This window comes from Vibrio sp. PNB23_22_6 (assembly GCF_052877535.1).
On record NZ_JBNFXP010000003.1, the window covers coordinates 1 to 16,324 of the forward strand.

Annotated in this window: 14 protein-coding genes and 1 pseudogene; 6 read left to right on the plus strand and 9 right to left on the minus strand. The window is 44.4% G+C overall.

Translation table 11 applies throughout. The features are described 5' to 3' along the window. Positions 1 to 144: 144 nt before the first annotated feature. On the minus strand, positions 145 to 990 hold the full coding sequence (locus ACVA54_RS03090) for a hypothetical protein (RefSeq protein WP_119464527.1): 846 nt from the start codon (positions 988 to 990) through the stop codon (positions 145 to 147). Positions 991 to 1,669: 679 nt separating this feature from the next. On the opposite strand from ACVA54_RS03090, the gene dinB (ACVA54_RS03095) reads away from it, so the two are divergent. Beyond that, positions 1,670 to 2,719, plus strand: a complete 1,050-nt coding sequence (gene dinB, locus ACVA54_RS03095; protein WP_099079685.1) for a DNA polymerase IV — start codon at positions 1,670 to 1,672, stop codon at positions 2,717 to 2,719. A gap of 165 nt (positions 2,720 to 2,884) precedes the next feature. Further along, a pseudogene (dinB, locus tag ACVA54_RS03100) lies at positions 2,885 to 3,904 on the plus strand (DNA polymerase IV); the annotation flags it as partial. Here dinB (ACVA54_RS03100) and ACVA54_RS03105 read toward each other — a convergent pair. Next, complete coding sequence (locus ACVA54_RS03105) at positions 3,901 to 5,826, minus strand: RecQ family ATP-dependent DNA helicase (RefSeq protein WP_446649398.1); 1,926 nt, start codon at positions 5,824 to 5,826, stop codon at positions 3,901 to 3,903. The pseudogene dinB (ACVA54_RS03100) and the gene ACVA54_RS03105 overlap by 4 nt on opposite strands. 76 nt (positions 5,827 to 5,902) lie before the next feature. Between ACVA54_RS03105 and ACVA54_RS03110 the strand changes: the two genes are divergently transcribed. The 3 genes from ACVA54_RS03110 to ACVA54_RS03120 all read left to right on the plus strand — a co-directional run bounded on the left by ACVA54_RS03110 (position 5,903) and on the right by ACVA54_RS03120 (position 8,784). Next, the gene (locus tag ACVA54_RS03110; protein ID WP_172438133.1) at positions 5,903 to 6,382 is read left to right on the plus strand and encodes a GreA/GreB family elongation factor; all 480 of its coding nucleotides are present in this window, start codon (positions 5,903 to 5,905) and stop codon (positions 6,380 to 6,382) included. Positions 6,383 to 6,442: 60 nt separating this feature from the next. Further along, positions 6,443 to 7,186: a YggN family protein gene (locus ACVA54_RS03115; RefSeq protein WP_099079806.1), complete on the plus strand. Its 744-nt coding sequence runs from the start codon at positions 6,443 to 6,445 to the stop codon at positions 7,184 to 7,186. Between the two features lie 233 nt (positions 7,187 to 7,419). After that, on the plus strand, positions 7,420 to 8,784 hold the full coding sequence (locus ACVA54_RS03120; protein ID WP_099079689.1) for a sodium-dependent transporter: 1,365 nt from the start codon (positions 7,420 to 7,422) through the stop codon (positions 8,782 to 8,784). Between the two features lie 93 nt (positions 8,785 to 8,877). Here ACVA54_RS03120 and ACVA54_RS03125 read toward each other — a convergent pair whose 3' ends face one another. The 5 genes from ACVA54_RS03125 to tsaA all read right to left on the minus strand — a co-directional run bounded on the left by ACVA54_RS03125 (position 8,878) and on the right by tsaA (position 12,726). After that, complete coding sequence (locus tag ACVA54_RS03125) at positions 8,878 to 9,069, minus strand: DUF4250 domain-containing protein (RefSeq protein WP_099079690.1); 192 nt, start codon at positions 9,067 to 9,069, stop codon at positions 8,878 to 8,880. Further along, positions 9,066 to 9,275, minus strand: coding sequence for a YaeP family protein (locus ACVA54_RS03130; protein WP_099079691.1), 210 nt, complete (start codon positions 9,273 to 9,275; stop codon positions 9,066 to 9,068). The genes ACVA54_RS03125 and ACVA54_RS03130 overlap by 4 nt, the downstream gene beginning before the upstream one ends. Positions 9,276 to 9,388: 113 nt before the next feature. Next, entirely contained in the window at positions 9,389 to 10,057 is a 669-nt protein-coding gene (locus tag ACVA54_RS03135) for a tellurite resistance TerB family protein (protein WP_099079692.1), read from the minus strand. Between the two features lie 146 nt (positions 10,058 to 10,203). After that, positions 10,204 to 11,919, minus strand: a complete 1,716-nt coding sequence (locus tag ACVA54_RS03140) for a proline--tRNA ligase (protein WP_446581139.1) — start codon at positions 11,917 to 11,919, stop codon at positions 10,204 to 10,206. Between the two features lie 111 nt (positions 11,920 to 12,030). Then, the gene (tsaA, locus tag ACVA54_RS03145; protein ID WP_099079694.1) at positions 12,031 to 12,726 is read right to left on the minus strand and encodes a tRNA (N6-threonylcarbamoyladenosine(37)-N6)-methyltransferase TrmO; all 696 of its coding nucleotides are present in this window, start codon (positions 12,724 to 12,726) and stop codon (positions 12,031 to 12,033) included. Positions 12,727 to 13,150: 424 nt separating this feature from the next. Between tsaA and ACVA54_RS03150 the strand changes: the two genes are divergently transcribed. Then, complete coding sequence (locus ACVA54_RS03150) at positions 13,151 to 14,737, plus strand: AbgT family transporter (protein ID WP_099079695.1); 1,587 nt, start codon at positions 13,151 to 13,153, stop codon at positions 14,735 to 14,737. Positions 14,738 to 14,802: 65 nt separating this feature from the next. On the opposite strand, the gene ACVA54_RS03155 is transcribed toward ACVA54_RS03150, so the two are convergent. Continuing rightward, complete coding sequence (locus ACVA54_RS03155; protein WP_099079807.1) at positions 14,803 to 15,246, minus strand: YaiI/YqxD family protein; 444 nt, start codon at positions 15,244 to 15,246, stop codon at positions 14,803 to 14,805. Further along, complete coding sequence (locus ACVA54_RS03160) at positions 15,243 to 15,536, minus strand: hypothetical protein (RefSeq protein WP_099079696.1); 294 nt, start codon at positions 15,534 to 15,536, stop codon at positions 15,243 to 15,245. The genes ACVA54_RS03155 and ACVA54_RS03160 overlap by 4 nt, the downstream gene beginning before the upstream one ends. Between the last annotated feature and the right edge of the window lie 788 nt (positions 15,537 to 16,324).

Below are 16,324 nucleotides of genomic sequence, written 5' to 3' on the forward strand. Positions count from 1 at the left end.
GTGGGCTGTCACCAAATGAGTATGAAAGACAGTATTTTCAGAAGCTTGAAAGTGTATAGAGATCTGGGGTCTTACCAAATTGTGACTCTGCAGCAAAGACTGAAAAAGAGGGCAATACGATTAATGGTAATATTTTTAGTCGGTTCATAGCGCGCCCTCCATTAGTGTTTTTGCATCAAACGAACACGACTTGTAGAACTCACTATATTTGGAACCTTTTGATACCACGCCTGCAATTTGCTCATGAAAAAGCGAATATCTTGCGGTTCTTTCCCGCGTACTCATTTGCTGCGATACTATCTCGCCGACAGCACGATCATAGTTCTCATCCATCACATATACCGTGCATTCAAAAGCACGTTCAAAGCGAAGTAAGTTTTCATATGATGCGTCTTTGGATTCTGCTTGAATAAGAATAAGCTGTAATGCTTTGGCCACATCCATGAGTGCCAGGCGGGACGCTTCATCACTTGAATGCGAGAGCCCTATGTGACGCTGTATATCGTCTCGAACCCCATCTTCATCACTGTCTACACCTGCGATCGTCAAGTCATTCTCAGGCCCTGGAGCTGGCGGAAGAGGTAGGTTCGAAGAAGGGGAGATAGTGAGGACAACAGGAAGTGGCGAAGGCAGTACTTGTTTCGGTTTTCCCGCTTTGACTTCTCTTACTTGAATTACTCCATCAACGGTTTTTAACCCCTCATCGCTTGGGATGTTAATGACTACAAACACTGTATGAGCCTGTTTTGTTGAGGTATCCTCAATGTAACTCGGTGTAATCGATATCCATTGTTGAAGAGCGGGAACTACATGTAGTTTGATTCCTTCTACATCTGGAACATTATTAATGACAAGTTTTACCTCCTTAACTTGGCCTTGCTCAACACTTAACTCTAGTGAGTCTTGACTCCATGTTACTTTATCACTCGATGCGTAACTTGCGGAGCAATAAAGGAACAAAGCGGAAGCCAACCATAACGTAATTTTCATAGTGCATCCTTTCATTCTAATAGGCCATATTAATATAGTTAATATTAATATGAATGCATATCATTTCTTATTAATTTTAAGCTAATCACGATTTCATGACTGCTTAAGGAGATTAATTGGAATTCTGTAAAAAGATGCTAGTCAGTGTTGTGGATGAGTTGATTTGGCCAAAGGATAAGAGGATTTGTCATATCTTTGATTATCCGTTAAATACTAATTTAGCAAAATCACTGACTCACTTTTGTCCAAAAGCTTGCTAGCACTCGGTTAATGAATATTGTGATCACCAAGCGATTCTGTCGTACCTTAATTACCAAGCGAGTAGGTCACAATTAATAAACTTCTATGGCCGCCGCAGGCGGTATAAGCAACCCACTGAATTAATTGGGATGATCAGAATTCAAATTGCGGAAACTGCTGAACTAAAGCGGGTCACTGACCCTCTTTTTCTTTCTTGCAAGACCAGGGGCTTATAGCAGGTTCGGACGTCAGATCGGATTTGCGCAGCAAATCTAGCGGAGTCGTGCGATACTGAAGCGATCAATTTTAAATTTTGTAAGTGACTTGCAAAAAAAAATCGAATGATATCAGGCGGTAACAGCTCAGTTTCAACACATGCAAATTTAACCAACTGGTTCAATCAATTTATAAATGACTAGCGAGTAGTGAGCTTTCGTTAATGAAAAAGATAATCCATATAGATCTCGACAGTTACTATGCTTCTGTTGAAGTCAGAGACAATCCTGAATTGCGAGGAATACCTCTTGCTGTTGGGGGGAAAAATGGACGTGGGGTGATTTCAACGTGTAGTTATGAAGCAAGGGCTTTTGGTGTTCGTTCTGCCATGTCTACCGCCAAAGCCTTACAGCTTTGCCCTCAACTAACGGTTGTTTCTGGAAATATGGAAAAATATCGCTCGGTTTCTAAACAAATTCATGAGATTTTTAGTCGCTATACCGACATAATAGAGCCACTATCTTTAGATGAAGCTTACCTAGATGTGACTGATTCCCCGTTATTTAAAGGTTCTGCAACTTTAATAGCTCAAGATATTAGGAAGTCCATTAAAACTGAGTTACATCTTACTGCTTCAGCAGGTGTTTCTCCGTTAAAGTTCGTTTCAAAAGTTGCATCGGATGTGAATAAGCCAAATGGTATTTGCGTTGTTACGCCTGATGAAGTTCAATCATTTATTGATAATTTGGATTTAGGCAAGATAAATGGTGTGGGCAAAGTTACTTTAGAAAAACTTAATAAGCTTGGTTTGTTTAAAGGTAAAGATGTCAAAGAAGCCGATAGGAATATTCTGATTAGTCATTTGGGTAAATTCGGTAATACTCTATGGGATAGGTGTCACGGAATAGATGATAGACCTGTTGTTGTTGAGAGGGTAAGAAAGTCAGTAGGGGTCGAAAGAACTTACTTAAATGATATTGATAACTTAGAGCAATGCCTTTTAGCAATTGATCCCTTGTTTTTAGAATTGGAAAAAAGATTGCAGAAAGCGCTTGAAGGGAAGTTTATTTCAAAGCTTGGTGTGAAGATTAAATTTAATGACTTTCAACAAACAACAGTTGAGCATAAGCATGATACTTTTGATAAGCAGTTTTTTATTAAGTTATGTGAAGAAGCATTTAATAGAAGAGAGGGCCGAAGTGTTCGTTTGCTTGGTCTAAGTGTTGGTGTTGAACCAAAACTATCTACAGGCCAGTTAGACCTCGCTTTGTGATTTTTTTGTAAGTGGATTTGTGGTTAAATCGCTACTCTTTTTTATGAAAAATCAAAATATTTATGTAAGGGGCTTTCGTTAGTGGGTTTTCCCTTGTAAGTCACTATATAAAAACGTTTTTTACTCACTCGCTCACTCACACTTACATTTTTTACCTCAGAGTTCTATTGTGCCGCAGTGGAAATGCGCGACAACCCGAAATTCCGGGGAGTGCCACTTGCTGTGGGTGGTCATGAAAAGCAACGTGGAGTAATTAGTACCTGTAATTATGAAGCGCGAAAATTTGGCATTCGAAGTGCGATGCCAACGGCGCGTGCACTCCAACTTTGTCCTAATTTGCTCGTTGTTCCTGGGCGGATGCATGTATATAAGCAAGTCTCTCAACAAATCCGTGCTATTTTCGAGCGTTATACCCAGACCATAGAGCCATTGTCTCTCGACGAGGCGTATCTGGATGTGACCAACGCGACGGTATGTCGAGGCTCTGCGACCTTAATTGCAGAATCGATTCGTAATGATATCTACAATGAACTTGGCCTAACTGCCTCTGCAGGTATCGCGCCGATTAAGTTTCTTGCCAAAGTTGCGTCTGATATGAATAAGCCGAATGGCCAGTTTGTTATTCCACCTGATAAGGTTCAAGAGGTGGTGGATAAACTACCTTTAGAAAAGATACCGGGAGTGGGTAAGGTCAGTTTAGAGAAATTACACCAGGCTGGCTTTTATCTTTGCGAAGACATTAAAAATAGCGACTACCGCGAACTGTTACGCCAGTTCGGCCGCCAGGGCGCTTCGCTGTGGAAACGCAGCCACGGTATTGATGATCGAGAAGTTGTGGTTGAGCGAGAACGTAAGTCGGTGGGGGTCGAGCGTACCTTTAGCCAGAATATTTCAACTTATGATGAATGCTGGAAGGTGATTGAAGATAAGCTTTACCCTGAGCTAGAGAAACGTTTGGAGAAAGCCAGTCCGGATAAATCGATCATCAAGCAGGGCATCAAACTTAAGTTTGCCGATTTTCAGCTTACGACGATTGAGCATATCCACCCTCAGCTTGAGTTAGAAGACTTCAAAGCGCTTCTAAGAGATATCCTTAAACGACAAAATGGCAGAGAAATACGTTTACTGGGCCTGAGTGTGATGCTCAAGCCCGAACAGCAAGCGCGTCAATTAAGCTTCTTTTAGGCTCGCAGCGCTTCAACTTGTTTTAACACTTGCTCGAAAGAGACATTCGCCAGAGCGCCATACCCTCTTAGTTTACTTGCTTTCAGCTGAGTGATGATTGGTGTGCTGATCCCACATAGAAAACGAGCCACGGCCTCATTGCTGATGGCGCTAGGTGAGAGTTGAACAAACTCATTAACCCATGCTTTCAGATGGCGTGTTTCTGGTTGCTCATGTTGCGTTCGAGGGAACGTCGCCACTTCTCCGCGACATACTGAGCAATGACCACATCGTGTTGGTGCATTATGGTCTGCAAAGTAATGCGCCAGTTGATGACTTAAGCAATCGGACGATTGGAACAGATTCAGCATCGTATGGATACGCTCAATATCCTTGCGTTCTTTGGATTGGAACAGTTCAACCAAATGCTGAGAGAGATCCTCTTGGTTTTGAGTGGCAGGAAGAACCGAATACACATCTGTTAGCTGCTTGCTCTCTAATTCAATCCAACCGTTCTGGTGGAAGTAGTCAAGCGCCGCGACCACACGAGCACGTTCTGATTGATAGTTCATCCATAGTGCTTCTAAGTCCACTTGGCACCAAACTTTGGCTTTGGTTGAGCAAGCGAAAATAGCCTCAACAAATTGACGACGTTCGCCTTGGAAATGGTTGAGAATGAAGCTTTGCTCTTGTGAAAATTTGAATCGATATTCGGCGAAATAACTGTATTTTGCTTCAATCACTTTTGCCAGTTCAAGGTAAACTAATAAGGTTTTAAGCGGTAGTTGGCGAATGTTGCTGTCGCGAGATAAACGCAGTGCCATCACTTCCCATTGTGGCGTGTTCTCGCGGATTTGTTCCAGTACATAATTGATAGAACTTGGTTCTGGCGTGTCACCGTAAATGAAGTTCTCGAGTACAGTTAAGCCAGAAGTATTGCCCAGCAGAATACACTCCGAACGCTGACCATCTCGTCCGGCACGCCCAATTTCCTGCGCGTAGTTTTCGATAGATTTCGGCAAGTCGAAGTGAATTACACGGCGAATATCAGATTTATCTACCCCCATACCAAACGCGATCGTTGCGACAATACAGTCGATTTGCGAGTCCATAAATTGTTGTTGGATTTTCTCACGGATGTCGCTCTTCATACCTGCGTGGTAAGCGTGAGCATTGATGCCCAAACGAATCAGTGAGTTGGCCACTTGCTCTGCGGTTTGCTGTTGAGTTACGTACACGATACTCGGCAGTTTAGGCGCTGCAGCAACGATGTCATTAAGCTGAGTTTGCTTGTTTTCTTCATCACAAGGCACCACGGAAATGTCGAGGTTAGGGCGGTAGAAACCAGTAACAGTAATGTTCTCGCCCGCGATATTAAACTTGCTTTGCATATCTTCAATAACCGCTGGAGTAGCTGTTGCGGTTAGCAAAAGAGTCTGAGGGATATTCAGTTCACGCTGGTATTGAGGCAGTTTAAGATAATCTGGTCGGAAGTTATGCCCCCATTCTGATATACAGTGCGCTTCATCGACCACCATCAAAGAGATTGGGATTTGACGGATGAATTCACGAAAGCGTTCATTCTTTAGTCTTTCTACCGAGATCATCAATATTTTTATCTGACCGTTCTTAACGCCAGCCATAACTTGTTGGGCGTCTTCTCGGCTTTGACTGCTATCAATCGAGGCGGCAGCAATGCCTTTGCTTTGTAAAAAGGTGAGCTGATCTTTCATCAGTGCAAGCAAGGGAGAGATCACCAAGGTAAGATTCGGTAATTGCGTTGCGGGAAGCTGATAACAGAGTGACTTTCCCGAGCCTGTAGGAAAGATTGCCGCTGCAGAGTAACCATTCATTACGGCCTCAATGACAGGTTGTTGACCGGCTCTTAAGCAATCAAAGCCAAACACGGATTGAAGGGTTTGCTGAAGTGGGCCACTTTGCATAATGGGGAAACCTTTCTTTGATGATAAACTAGAGCACATTACCATATCCTTAGTGCTCAATGCGCGCCTTAAAAGTATGAACAAAGCAGAGCTAGTCCAAATTATCATTACGCAATTGGAAGACAAACTTCACATTGCCCATGCATCGACTCAACGAGCTATCGATGCCGCCACCGATGAACAGACGGTGCCCGAGCACAAATATGACACCTTAGCGTTAGAAGCGTCTTATCTTGCTCATGGGCAGGCAATGCGAGTACAAGAGAGTGAAGAGGAGCTACGTCAATATCGTGCACTGGTTATTCGTGACTTTACTGAATCTCCGATTGCTGTCGGTGCATACGTTGAACTGCAGGATGAGAATGATATTGAGAGATCATTTTTCATCGGCCCATGTTCAGGTGGGTTAACGGTGGAGTGGCAAGATAAGGAAGTATTTGTTCTTACTTCCAAATCTCCGCTTGGTCGTGCTTTAATGGGCAAAGAAGATGGCGAAGAGATAGAAGTTAAAATTCACGATAAAACGAAGTGTTATGAGGTTGTGACGGTCTACTGACATCCAACCGATCATTCACTGTTATAGTTGATAGAAATCACCATGACAAAAGAGAAAGTAATGAAAAAACTGTTCACACTCTCATTGCTGATGGTCAGCGCAACTGGCTATGCAGCGCAATGTCGTGTCGACATCAATAATGAAGTTCGGATGGATGGTCAGAACTTAGAAATTTTACACGCCAACGGTGAAAAAGCGGTGGTGGATGAAGATAATAACCTTTTCATAAAAGGCGAATTGATCACTCTCAATGCGGATCAAAAGGCCGCGATTGAAGATTATCGTGAAAAGATGAATGCGTATATTCCGCAAGCAAAGCAATTGGCAAGCGACGGTCTGGCGCTAGCAAACGACATCATTGATGATATCGCAGTGAGCTTAGACGCGCCGGATTCATTTGATAATGTGAAAGTTGCCGTGAAAGCGTTCTTTGCGGATGTTGAGGCTCGTTACTACAAAGATGGCGATTTTATTCTACCTGCTGAGAGCTTCGAGTCTATGAGTGAATCTTGGACCGCGGACTTTGAAAAAGCCCAGGAGATTTTTAACAAAGAGTTCATCGCGAGCGCGTTTGATGCACTCTCAGCGAAGATGAAAGAAGAGGGTGGTTTAAATTTAACAGCATTGTCGGAAAGCATGACGGAATTGGCTGCGAAAGTAGAACAGCGTTTAGCTGAGCATTCAAAAGAGGTTGAGCAGCAAGCGGAAGGCTTGTGTGAGTCACTGGATGAAATGGCTGATCAAGAACAAGAACTATTGAAGAAGATCCCGGCACTAAGAGACTACCAAGTGTTTACGATCTAAATTGGTTTTTTTAGTTACGCCAAGATACAGGCCGTTGAGTGTTCTCAGCGGCCTTTATTATATCGATTTTCGAATGCATTCCTCGTCGGTGTGGGATGTATGCGGAAATTTACCAATTGAATGATGGCGAATGAATTTGATTGCCGAGTAATTAACCTAATTGCTCTTGTTTAATAGATGACATTGCTATAGTGTACTAGTTCACTAGTTCGTTGATATTTCGTGTGAGTAGTATGACACAACAAACCTCTTCTCAATCCCGTGAGCATTTTAGCTCTCGTCTTGGGTTCATTTTAGCGGCGGCAGGGGCGGCTGTGGGCTTAGGTAATATTTGGGGGTTTCCTACTCAAGCGGCAAGCAATGGCGGTGGTGCCTTTTTGCTGGTTTACTTAGTGATGATTCTTATCGTCGCTTTCCCTATGCTAGTGGTTGAGATGGCGATTGGTCGCCATGGCCAAGCTAACCCAGTAGATAGCATGCGTTCATTAACGGACAACCCAGTCGGCAAGAAGTTAGGTGGCATTGTTGGTTGGATTGGCTTGAGTGTGCCAAGTGCTGTACTGGCGTTTTACTCTATCGTTGGCGGTTGGTTGATCTGTTTTATGCTCGGTGCAATCAGCGACATCATGGGCATGGAAGCGGCGACACAATGGTTGAAGGGCTTCAGCGTTGAACGCAATCTTTTCGGTACGATTACCTTTTATGTATTAACTATTTTGATTGTACAAGGTGGCGTAAAACAAGGTATTGAGAAGTGGTCGACACGCCTAATGCCTGCATTGTTTGTTCTGTTTGGTTTGCTGTTCATCTACATCATGACACAAAATGGCGCGATGGAAGGTTTGAAGCACTACTTAGTACCGGACTTTGATAAAGTATGGGATCGCAAGCTTATCCTTGCAGCAATGGGACAGGGCTTCTTCTCACTGACCATTGGTGGCTGTTCGATGCTGATCTACGGCTCTTACTTAAGCAAGAAAGAGAATTTACCTAAGATGGCCATGAACGTAACCATGGTCGATACCGCCGTTGCCTTTATCGCAGGTTTGGTTGTCATGCCTGCTATGTTTGTTGCGATGCAAAAAGGTGTGCAAATCTACGCGGAAGATGGCTCGCTACTGAGCTCAGACACCTTGGTATTCACGGTACTACCGTTGATGTTTGATAGCCTTGGTTTGTTAGGACAGTTATTCTCAATTGCTTTTTTCTTATTGCTCACCATTGCTGCGTTGACGTCATCGATTTCTATGTTGGAGTGTCCAGTTGCGTTAGTTGGCGAGCGTTTTAATACTAAGCGCAGCACAACCAGTTGGGTGTTAGGTGGTTTGATAGCGCTATTTAGTGTGGTGATCGTATTTAACTTTGGTGCCTTATTTGGCATGGTCGCAACGCTTGCGACGCAATATCTACAACCAATGGCAGCGTTGTTGTTCTGTCTATTCGGTGGCTGGGTATGGAACCGCCACTCGAAAATTAAAGAACTTGAGCAAGGTTGCCCTGAGTTTACACAAGGCTGGTTTGGTAAGTTGTGGCCTGCGTATGTGAAGTTCGTTTGTCCGATTCTCGTGGCGACGGTTATCTGGGCTTCATTCGGTTAATGAGCTGACACAATGCACAAATGAAAAGGGCTTGATGAATGCATCAAGCCCTTTTATCTATTCGTTGTTTACGTTGTCCGTCGTGATTAACGATTAACGGAACTGTCCGGCGTCAGGCAAAAAGTCAAAACCTGCAGACGCCAGCTTTGCTTCAAGCGCGGCACGGTCAATCTCAAAAAAAGCCACGAGTTTATCGAGATCACCACCGAAGTCGTCACGCAGCTTCATGTTGACGATGCTCATCAGCATTATTGGATCCATCGATTCAAAGTTCGCCAAGTTCATTGCTTATCCTCGAAATCAGAGATCAGTAGGTTTGCCGCAGCAAATGCCGCTTTTTCACGAACGTCTTTAGGTAGAGACTCGTCAGCCGCAACGTCGTTCAGTGCTCTTACTGCACATGAGATTGCTTGAGGGATGTAAGCTTGATCGCCACTACCAATTTGAGCGTAAAGCTCACGAACCAAATCACAACAGCCGTATACTTGCATGGCTAAATCCTTAATAAATGATAACTGCTCTCAAATATACACATAGCCGTTTTGAAACTCAAAGCAGAGAATTGTTTTGGCTCAAATTCACAGACAACTTGAGCAAATATTCATCACTGTAATTGTACTTCCAGTTGATGTGTGACCTCTGGAGAAAGGTTGAGCTGTTTCGCAAGCTCTTGTAAGTAAGCTTTTTCCATAAAGTTTTGCTCATCTGCCACAATCAGTGATGCGAGATAAATTTCTGATGCTTGCTGGGGTGATGTCGCAAGTCGCGCGATTTCGGCAGGATCGAGTGGCTTGTGCAGTTCTTGGTGAACTAATTGCCTTACTTGCTCGTCTGCGCCCATTTCAGTTAGTGCTTGTTCAATACGAACCATCTCTTCTTTGTCCACATGGCCATCAGCTTTTGCTGCGCCAATCATGGCTTTGAGAATCAGCTTTGCGTGCTTGTTGTCATTCGGGTCGAAAGTTTCATTAATGCCTTGCGCATCTTGTTTGGCTTGCCAATCGTTGTAGACTTTGTAAGCCAGTGCGCCTAGTGCAGCAGCACCGCCGACCTTAAGTGCACCTGTGCCCATTTTCTTCGCCATCTTTTTGCTTTTTTTCGAGCCCATTAGCATGCCAATGAGGCTGCCACCAATTGCGCCTGCGCCAAGTGTTTTCAGTTGGCTAGATCTGGATGATGATTTGATATTGCTCGTTTGTTTGCTGAGCGCATCGGTACCTTGTTTAAGTAGGTCTGATTTGAGTGCTTGGTTAAGAAGACTTTTTAGATCCATGAGTAACCTCCTTACTAGATTGAATCCAGTTTAAGGTGATAAATCTGAACCAAAGATTAACAACACAAATAATAGGGGGCTTTCTACAGACATAAAAAAGGGCTGACCGAAGCCAACCCTTTTTATCGCTATGTATTCAGAACAGATTATTGTAGCTGAGCTTTAATGTGCTCAACGATATCAGCCATCGCTACCGCTGTTTTCTCACCGCTACGACGGTTCTTGTATTCGAAGTTACCTTCGTCCATGCTGCGGTCACCAATCACGATAGTGTGAGGGATACCGATCAGTTCCATATCAGAGAACATAACACCTGGGCGTTCTTTACGGTCATCGAATAGCACTTCGATGCCCATAGCTGTCAGTTCAGTGTATAGCTTCTCTGCTGCTTCTTGAACGCGTTCAGATTTGTGCATGTTCATTGGTACGATAGCAACTTGGAAAGGCGCGAGTGCGTCTGGCCAGATGATGCCGTACTTGTCGTGGTTCTGTTCAATAGCAGAAGCGACAACACGTGATACACCGATACCGTAACAACCCATCTCTAGGATCACGTTCTTACCGTTAGAATCTAGAACACCACAGTTCATCGCTTCAGAGTAAACATTACCTAGTTGGAAGATGTGACCGACTTCGATACCACGCTTAAGCATGATAGTACCTTGGCCACATGGGCTTGGATCGCCTTCTACCACGTTGCGTAGATCAGCGATTTGGCCTAGTTCAACATCACGGCCCCAGTTAATACCGAAGTAGTGTTTGCCGTCGATGTTTGCGCCCGCACCAAAGTCACTCATTACTGCGACTGAGTGGTCAACGATAAATGGTAGCTCAAGACCAACAGGGCCTAGTGAACCTGCGCCAGCACCGATTAGCTCACGCATTTCTTCTTCGGTTGCCATCTCTAGAGGAGAAGCAACTTCAGCTAGGTTTTCTGCTTTGATTTCGTTCAGCTCGTGGTCACCACGGATGATCAGGGCAACGATAGGTGCATCGATTTCATCTGAAGCTTTCACGAACAGAGTTTTAACGGTTTTCTCGATTGATAGACCGTGTTGCTCAACCAATTCCGTGATAGTTTTCGCGTTAGGTGTATCAACTAGCGTCATTTGCTGAGTTGGCGCAGGACGTTCAATCGCAGGCGCAACCGCTTCTGCTTTTTCGATGTTTGCTGCGTAATCAGATTCAGTCGAGAAGGCGATCAAATCTTCGCCGCTTTCCGCTAGAACGTGGAATTCTTGAGAACCATTACCACCGATAGCACCAGAGTCAGCCAGTACAGGACGGTATTCTAGGCCCATGCGGTCAAACGCTTTACAGTAAGCGTCGTGCATTGCTTGATAAGATTTCTCTAGACCAGCTTTGTCGATATCAAAGCTGTATGCATCCATCATGCAGAATTCGCGTGCGCGCATTACGCCAAAGCGTGGACGACGCTCATCACGGAATTTAGTTTGGATCTGGTAAAGGTTGATCGGAAGTTGCTTGTAAGAGCTGACTTCGTTACGAACCAATGCAGTGATCACTTCTTCTGCTGTTGGGCTAAGTACAAACGGACGAATATGGCGGTCAGTAAAGCGAAGCAGTTCAGGACCCATTTTCTCAGAGCGACCTGTTTCTTCCCATAGTTCAAACGGCTGAACAACGGGCATCAAAGTTTCGATTGCACCTGCATTGTCGATTTCTTGACGAACGATGTTTTCGACTTTACGCAGTACACGTAGACCAGTAGGCAGCCAGGTGTAAAGACCTGAAGCCAGCTTACGGATCATACCCGCACGTAGCATGAGCTGATGGCTCACTACTTCTGCGTCGTTTGGAGTCTCCTTCAGAGTAGAAAGAAGATAATTACTGGTACGCATTAAATTTATCCGTTTATTAAAGTTAAATACTCTCGCCAAAGTGGGCTAGAGTACGAAGGCCCCATGATGGGAAAATGGTTAGCCACCTATAATATCAGCCAAATGACTTTGTCAAAAGCTTTCGATCGCAGTAACTGATATTAAGTTTTCGTTGACAGTAAACTTCACGTTTAGATCGAACAAATTTACCGCATATTCCTTGCTGTCAGGTTTATTTTTCTTATAAGCCGGGCGAGGATCCTGTGCGAGAACTTGTTCAATAACAGTGGTCACATATTCAGTATCGTTGCGTTTTTCTAACATCGCCAATGCATCGGATGAGAAGGCGACAGAAGATTTATCTGGTGCGCCTTCCGCATACCCACCAACCGCTTCTGGAATGGAATCTGAGTAGGGGATATAAGGTTTGATATCGATAATGGGCGTGCCATCGACTAAGTCTACGCTGCCTAGTTCCAAATAGTTTTGGTCGCCTTTCTTAGTGACGCCTTTTACTTCAACTGCTGACATCCCAATACCATTGGGTCTGAAGGTTGAGCGTGAAGCAAACACACCAATACGCTCGTTGCCACCTAAGCGCGGTGGCCTTACCGTAGGCTTCCATCCCGCTTCCAGATTTTGATCAAATAAAAACAGTAACCAGACATGAGAGAACTGATCTAAACCTCTTACGGCTTCAGGGCTGTTTGCGTCCCCCACGAGTTTGACTCGAGACCTTGCCGCAGGTACCAAACGAGGTTGACGTGGAACGGCAAACTTCTCTTTATATGGGCTTTCAATAATGCCTATTGGTTCAATGGAATACATAGATAGTGATTTCAATTAAGGTTTGAAACGAAAATACCATAAATTTGGTTGGTTTTTGTTGTGGTTTTTAAATCTTAAGGGAAGAACCTTGTAGAGGGCGTCTCATGCGAATTGCTGCATTATAAAAGTCGGTAATCCATCGAGCAGAAATTCCGGCTAAAAGGAATGTATAAGTTCAACACGTGATGAAGAAATAGCCACAAGTATCTTAGCGTTTATAGCTGTGGCCAATGCATAGTTCTGAGTTATTTTATCTATGTGGATGATGTAACTGCCTTCTGGGTAATTTATGGTTAAAATATCGGCCTTTATTTACAAATTGTAACGTATTGAACTTTAACTTAACTCTCGTGTCGAGTAACCTGCGCAAGCTTTGTGACATTTGTGTCACATATGCGCAGGAATAACTACAAGGAGGAAACAGATGAGTTCATCTGCTTCGATTAAACAAAACTCGCCAAAAAAGCCGTTATTTACGCGCTTCCTCGATACTGTTGAATATTTGGGGAACCTTTTACCCCACCCAATTACGCTTTTTGCTATCTTCTGTGTGGCCATTTTAGTGACGTCAGGCATCGCTGGATATTTCGAAGTATCTGTCATGGATCCCCGTCCAGAAGGAGCCAAAGGCCGTGCTGCTGATGGCATGATCTACGTAGTAAGCTTGCTCAATGCAGAAGGCTTGCAGCTCATTGTGACTAACTTAGTGAAGAACTTCGTTGGCTTCGCGCCGTTGGGTACGGTGCTTGTTGCAATGCTTGGTGTTGCGATTGCTGAACACTCAGGTCTATTGTCTGCAGCAATGCGTGGCATGGTGATGGGTGCATCTAAGCGTATGGTCACTTTTACCGTCGTGTTTGCTGGTATCATTTCAAATACAGCATCTGAACTTGGCTACGTGGTATTAATTCCACTGGCAGCGATGTTGTTCCACTCTTTAGGTCGTCACCCATTAGCTGGTCTTGCTGCGGCATTTGCTGGTGTCTCTGGTGGCTACTCAGCAAACCTTCTGATCGGTACGGTTGATCCACTGCTTTCAGGTATTACAGAAACAGCCGCGCAGATGATTGACCCAACTTACACCGTTGGTCCTGAAGTAAACTGGTACTTCATGTTTGTATCTACCTTCTTTATTGCGATTACCGGTGCATTCGTTACTGAGAAAATCGTTGAGCCAAAACTTGGCAAATACAACGATGAAGAAGCGTCAGAAGACCTATCAAATGACTCGATGGGTAAGCTAACAGATCTTGAGAAGAAAGGTCTTAAGCTAGCGGGTCTTGCCGTTCTTGCTGTATCAGCACTCCTTGCTTGGACGATTGTGCCAGCTGACGGTGTTCTACGTTCGGCAACAGGTACCGTTGCAGGTTCTCCATTCCTGAAAAGTATCGTAGCGTTTATCTTCGTATTCTTCGCAATCCCGGGTTTCGTCTACGGTAAAGTGACAGGTTCAATGAAGACTGACCGCGACGTGATTGACGCAATGGCGAAGTCTATGTCTTCGATGGGCATGTACATTGTACTTGTATTCTTTGCTGCTCAGTTTGTTGCTTTCTTTAAATGGACGAACTTCGGTCAAGTATTCGCAGTAGCGGGTGCGAGCTTCCTACAAGAAATTGGTCTAACAGGTCCAATGTTGTTCTTCGCATTCATCCTAATGTGTGGCTTCATTAACCTAATGATTGGTTCAGCTTCTGCGCAGTGGGCGGTAACGGCACCTATCTTTGTACCAATGCTAATGCTTGTGGGTTACGCTCCGGAAACGATTCAGGCGGCGTACCGTATCGGTGACTCAACCACCAACATCATTACTCCAATGATGAGCTACTTCGGGTTAATCTTAGCGGTAGCGAGTCGTTACATGAAGAACTTAGGCATCGGTACGCTGATCGCAACAATGCTACCTTACTCGATCTGCTTCATCGTGGGTTGGAGTGTGTTGTTCTACCTATGGGTATTCGTATTTGGTCTACCTGTAGGCCCAGGAGCGGCAACGTATTACACGCCTTAGCGAGTACGCGTTTAGTCGTTCTATTGCAAAGCCTGCGATGTCGCAGGCTTTTTTGTTGCCTTCGCTTAGCGTTTTGCAAGGATTCTATCGAGGTGATTAGCGAACTCACGACGTTCAGTTTGTGACAGTGCCGCCGGACCACCAGTTTGGATGCCGCTTGAACGCATGGTATCCATAAAATCACGGATATTGAGACGTGCTTTAATGGTGTCTTTGGTGTAGAGCTCTCCGCGAGAACTCAGTGCTAACGCGCCTTTGCTGATCACTTCATCTGCAAGTGGGATATCAGAGGTAATCACTAAGTCATTGGCCTCCACGCGTCGAACGATTTCGTTGTCTGCAATATCAAATCCAGCAGGCACTTGAAGCGAATGAATATTGGCACGCTTTGGTACTGGCACGATATGGTTGGCGATAAATGTACAGTCAACGCCGGTGCGTTCTGCCGCGCGAACGATGGTTTCACGAATCACTTTCGGACATGCATCCGCATCTACCCATAGTCTCATGATGTTTTCTCGCATAATTTGGCTTCTAATTCTTTAATACGCACGACCAACTTCGCCACGGTATTTTCTAGGGCAGTGATGCGATCGTCTTCACTCGGTGTTTGTACTGCTACTTCCACCTTAGGAATTCGACTTGCGCTCTTCCAACTCTTGATGGCTGCGATCAGCGCAGGCATCGGTACAGGCGTTTTCATACGAGTTTTGACTAGTGCAACAGTTGGTTGTTTGCCTTGTTGTTGCAGTTGGTCCATCACGGCTTCCAGCTCTTTAGTGACGTCTTGAGTTAACATATTTTGTCCCTACTAAAATGACTTTTATCATCATACTTTGAGCTGCTGAATTTGGCGAATGGCAATTTCGGTAGTACCTTGTGCGAGATCTCTCACACGGCGTGTGAGAAAAAACGATTTCGTCATCATTAAACTAGACAGATATAATTTTAAGTATTTGAATAATAACAAGTTAACATATCATTAACGAGATTTTTTCAGCAAAAGATTTTTTAGGTGGATTGCGATTTTACGGGAAAAGCGTAAATTAAACCTTGTCAGCAGGAAGCAGACATGGAACAGGAAAGCACCAGGGATTTGGTTATCGTCAGGACGACGATTTGGTCATTCAGGATGCGTGATCAAGCATGGAGCGAAGGACATTGTAAGGACACAATCATCAATAGGATGTTGATGACTAAGGATAGGCAATGGACCCCTCATAGGATTGAGGTAAGGACAGCATCAGGACGATGCAAGGGACACCGCTCAAGGAACAAGTGATGTGCGCTAACGAGGAATGTTAGTTATCAGGATGATAAGGACACCGCTAGGACGGCGACGTAAGGATTAGGCGAACGGAATCAGCCACTATTATGGATGATGCATGGAGCACGAATAGTAGCCGGACTGCTGCGAGTAAGACCATGGCCCCGATACCTTTGTGTCGGGGCCTTTCTTATTTTTGCACTTTTACAACGTTAGGTAATTGAAAGTGTCAACATCACAGAATTTATAAAATCCGCGCGTCACCGAATAAAAAACAACCCAGATCAATATTCTTTCCACCCAGTTGGTTTAACTTTCGG

Excerpts from the sequence above, each read along its gene's own strand:
- ACVA54_RS03150 (WP_099079695.1), top strand. The coding sequence starts at position 13,151 with ATGAGTTCATCTGCTTCGATTAAACAAAACTCGCCAAAAAAGCCGTTA.
- ACVA54_RS03135 (WP_099079692.1), bottom strand. The coding sequence starts at position 10,057 with ATGGATCTAAAAAGTCTTCTTAACCAAGCACTCAAATCAGACCTACTT.
- ACVA54_RS03130 (WP_099079691.1), bottom strand. The coding sequence starts at position 9,275 with ATGCAAGTATACGGCTGTTGTGATTTGGTTCGTGAGCTTTACGCTCAA.
- ACVA54_RS03105 (WP_446649398.1), bottom strand. The coding sequence starts at position 5,826 with ATGCAAAGTGGCCCACTTCAGCAAACCCTTCAATCCGTGTTTGGCTTT.
- ACVA54_RS03155 (WP_099079807.1), bottom strand. The coding sequence starts at position 15,246 with ATGAGACTATGGGTAGATGCGGATGCATGTCCGAAAGTGATTCGTGAA.
- dinB (WP_099079685.1), top strand. The coding sequence starts at position 1,670 with ATGAAAAAGATAATCCATATAGATCTCGACAGTTACTATGCTTCTGTT.
- ACVA54_RS03140 (WP_446581139.1), bottom strand. The coding sequence starts at position 11,919 with ATGCGTACCAGTAATTATCTTCTTTCTACTCTGAAGGAGACTCCAAAC.
- ACVA54_RS03160 (WP_099079696.1), bottom strand. The coding sequence starts at position 15,536 with ATGTTAACTCAAGACGTCACTAAAGAGCTGGAAGCCGTGATGGACCAA.
- ACVA54_RS03120 (WP_099079689.1), top strand. The coding sequence starts at position 7,420 with ATGACACAACAAACCTCTTCTCAATCCCGTGAGCATTTTAGCTCTCGT.
- tsaA (WP_099079694.1), bottom strand. The coding sequence starts at position 12,726 with ATGTATTCCATTGAACCAATAGGCATTATTGAAAGCCCATATAAAGAG.
- ACVA54_RS03115 (WP_099079806.1), top strand. The coding sequence starts at position 6,443 with ATGAAAAAACTGTTCACACTCTCATTGCTGATGGTCAGCGCAACTGGC.
- ACVA54_RS03110 (WP_172438133.1), top strand. The coding sequence starts at position 5,903 with ATGAACAAAGCAGAGCTAGTCCAAATTATCATTACGCAATTGGAAGAC.
- ACVA54_RS03125 (WP_099079690.1), bottom strand. The coding sequence starts at position 9,069 with ATGAACTTGGCGAACTTTGAATCGATGGATCCAATAATGCTGATGAGC.
- ACVA54_RS03090 (WP_119464527.1), bottom strand. The coding sequence starts at position 990 with ATGAAAATTACGTTATGGTTGGCTTCCGCTTTGTTCCTTTATTGCTCC.